Raw genomic sequence first — 3,062 nt, forward strand, 5'->3', positions numbered from 1 at the left:
GTGGTGGGCTGCGTTCAATGTGGCTTTTGGGGCCGCGCCGCTGTCCTTGTGACCGGGACCATGTGGTGGGCTGCGTTCAATGTGGCTTTTGGGGCCGCGCCGCTGTCCTTGTGACCGGGACCATGTGGTGGGCTGCGTTCAATGTGGCTTTCGGTGCCGCGCCTTTGTCCCTGTGAGCGCAGGCGGGTCTTTTCGGAGCAGGCCGGCGAACAGGTCGCCGTGCTCGTCCACCCGGTCCAGCACCTCGTCCGCGGTGAACACCAGGTCCTCCGGACGTTCGCAGGCCTCGACCTCGGCCCAGGTGAGCGGGGTGGACACGGTGGGCGCGGGCCGGGCGCGCAGCGAGTAGGGCGCGACCGTGGTCTTGTACGGGTTGTTCTGGCTCCAGTCGATGAACACCTTGCCGGGCCGCAGGTTCTTGGCCATCTTGGCCACCACCAGGTCGGAGTTCTCGGCGGCCAGCCGTTCGGCGAGCGCCTTGGCGTAGTCCGAGGTCTGCTCGGGCGCGGTGGTGCTGATCGCGCAGTAGAGCTGCATTCCCTTGGAGCCGCTGGTCTTCGCGTACGGGTCCAGACCGTCGGCGGTGAGCGCGTCGCGCAGCAGCGTCGCGACCCGGGTGCATTCCACGATCGTCGCCGGCGGGCCCGGGTCGAGGTCGAACACCAGCCGGTCCGGGTTGTGCCGGGCGCCGCGCGGCCCGACCGTCCACTGTGGAATGTGCAGCTCCAGTGCGGCCAGGTTGGCCGCCCACACCATCGTCGGCAGGTCGCAGATGATGGCGAAGTCCAGGGTGTCCCGGCCGGTGCTGCTGCCCGGCGTCTCGACGGTGACGGTGCGCACCCAGTCCGGGGTGTGCCGCGCGGTGTTCTTCTCGTAGAACGACATCCCGTCCACACCGTTGGGGTAGCGGCGCAGCGTCACCGGCCGGTCCACCAGGTGCGGCAACAGGACGGGGGCGATCCGCGAGTAGTAGTTGATCACCTCGCCCTTGCTGAAGCCGTACTCCGGGTAGAGGATCTTGTCCAGGTTGGACAGTCGCAGCTGCCGGCCCTCCACGGCGACGAGCACGTTCTCACCGGCCATCGGGCAACTCCATGATCTCCACGTCCTGCGGGCCCTTGTCCGAGCGCAGCCCCCGCCAGCGCGGCGCGCGCAGCCGGCCGTCGGTGGTCCAGTTGAGGAACTCCACCTCGCCGACCAGCTTCGGGGTGACCCAGCGCGCGCCCCGGGCCCGGTCCCTGGGCACCTCGTTGACGAACGGGGAGGTCCTGCGCTCACTGGCGCGCAGCTTGGCGGTCAGCGAGCGCAGCACCTCGTCGCTGAAGCCGGTGCCGACCTGGCCGACGTAGGTCAGCCCGGCCGCGGTCGGCACCCCGATCATCAGCGAGCCGAGCGTGTCCTCCCGCCGGCCCTCGCCCGGCCGCCAGCCGCCGACCACCACTTCGAGGGGGCGGATCTCGGCGATCTTGATCCAGTCCGAGGAGCGACGGCCGGGGAAGTACCGGGAGGTGAGCCGCTTGGCGATCACGCCTTCCAGCCGCTGTTCGCGGGCGGCCTCGACCACGGCCGCGCCCTCGCCGGGATAGCTGGGCGAGGTGTGCCAGTTCGGCCCGGCCAGCGACAGCCCTTCGAGCAGCCGGCGCCGGTCGCGGTAGGGCAGGTCGAGGCAGGACCGGCCGTCCAGGTGCAGCACGTCGAACACCAGGTAGGTGATCGGGGTGTCGGCCGCGGCCCGCCGGATGGCCCGCTCGCCCTCGGCGTGGATCCGCTGCTGCAGCGCGTAGAAGGTGGGCCGGCCGTCCACCAGCGCGACGATCTCGCCGTCCAGCCAGACCTCGGTGCTGCCCAACTCCTCGCCCAGCAGGCGCAGTTCCGGGTAGCGCGCGGTGATGTCGTTGCCCTTGCGGGCATGCAGCCGCAGCCGGCCGCCCTCGACCCGGGCCAGCGCGCGCACGCCGTCCCACTTGAACTCGTAGGCCCAGTGCTCGTCGTCGGCGGGCAGAGTGCCGGCGACGGCGAGCATCGGCTCGAGCTCCTCGGGCAGCGGCTCCCGGTCCGGTTCCTGCGGGGGGTCGGACCGGCGCACCATCCAGTCCTTGCCCGTCCGGCCGCTGCGGAAGAAGGTGTACCGCCCCTTCACCCGGCCCCCGTCGAAGACGACCTGCACCTCGCGGTCGCTCCACTTCAGCGTCTCGTACCGGCCGCGGTCCCAGATGAACATCCGGCCACCGCCGTACTCGCCCTTGGGGATGGTGCCCTCGAAGGTCGCGTACTCCATCGGATGGTCCTCGGTGTGCACGGCGAGCCGGATGTCGCCGGGCCGGGTGGGCAGGCCCTTGGGCACCGCCCAGGAGACCAGCACGCCGCCGCGTTCCAGCCGCACGTCCCAGTGCAGCCGGGTGGCGTGGTGCTCCTGGATGACGAAGGTGTCGTCGTTACCGGTGGGCAGGGCGGCCGGATCCGGCACCGGCTCCGGTGTCCGCTGCGGGTCGCGTTTCCTGCGGTACTCGCCAAGGTCGCCCATCCCCGCCATTGTGTCCGAAACCTCGGCGAACGTGTGGAAACATCGTTACAAAACACTGTAATCTTTCCGGCATGCAGACTCTGGTCCTCACCGACGCCAGCCGGATCATCGCCGGCCTGTGACTGCTCACCGTGGTCGGAATCGAGTCCGGCGGCGTGTTCCTGCTGCGGATCTCGCGCGGCGCCTACCGCTTCACCGAGTTCCAGAAGGCGTTCGTCCGGGCGATGCACGCGCACGCCGGCGTGCTGGTCATCCTGAGCCTGGTGTGCCTGCTGCTCGCCGATGCCGCCGGGCTGACCGGCCTGGTCGGCTGGGTCGGTCGGCTCGGCGTGCCGATCGCCGCGCTGCTCATCCCCGGCGGGTTCGTCACCTCGGCGCTGATCGGCACCGGCGAGATCAACCGGCCCAACCCCCGCTTCCTGTGGATGTTCTTCGCCGGCGGCGCGTCGCTGGCCATCGGGGTGGTCTCGGTCGGCATCGGGTTGCTGGTCGCCTAGCCGGGCAGCCAGGAGATCCGGTCGCGCAGCAACGCGTAGCC

At 70.5% G+C, this 3,062-nt stretch carries 3 protein-coding genes; 1 reads left to right on the forward strand and 2 read right to left on the reverse strand.

Features of this window, described 5'->3' with window-relative positions:
- Positions 1-138: 138 nt before the first annotated feature.
- Positions 139-1,083 carry a non-homologous end-joining DNA ligase gene (gene ligD, locus VFO68_RS19005; protein WP_325159660.1) on the reverse strand — a complete coding sequence of 315 codons (945 nt, stop codon included), beginning with the start codon at positions 1,081-1,083 and terminating at the stop codon, positions 139-141.
- Positions 1,073-2,524: a non-homologous end-joining DNA ligase gene (ligD, locus tag VFO68_RS19010; protein WP_414635529.1), complete on the reverse strand. Its 1,452-nt coding sequence runs from the start codon at positions 2,522-2,524 to the stop codon at positions 1,073-1,075. The genes ligD (VFO68_RS19005) and ligD (VFO68_RS19010) overlap by 11 nt, the downstream gene beginning before the upstream one ends.
- 131 nt (positions 2,525-2,655) lie before the next feature.
- Between ligD (VFO68_RS19010) and VFO68_RS19015 the strand changes: the two genes are divergently transcribed.
- Positions 2,656-3,021: a hypothetical protein gene (locus tag VFO68_RS19015; RefSeq protein ID WP_325159662.1), complete on the forward strand. Its 366-nt coding sequence runs from the start codon at positions 2,656-2,658 to the stop codon at positions 3,019-3,021.
- Positions 3,022-3,062: the final 41 nt, after the last annotated feature.

This window comes from Actinophytocola sp. (genome assembly GCF_035712165.1).
Taxonomy (GTDB): domain Bacteria; phylum Actinomycetota; class Actinomycetes; order Mycobacteriales; family Pseudonocardiaceae; genus DASYTH01.

Coding starts and splice junctions, on each gene's coding strand:
- ligD (WP_325159660.1), bottom strand. CDS start 1,083: ATGGCCGGTGAGAACGTGCTCGTCGCCGTGGAGGGCCGGCAGCTGCGA.
- ligD (WP_414635529.1), bottom strand. CDS start 2,524: ATGGGCGACCTTGGCGAGTACCGCAGGAAACGCGACCCGCAGCGGACA.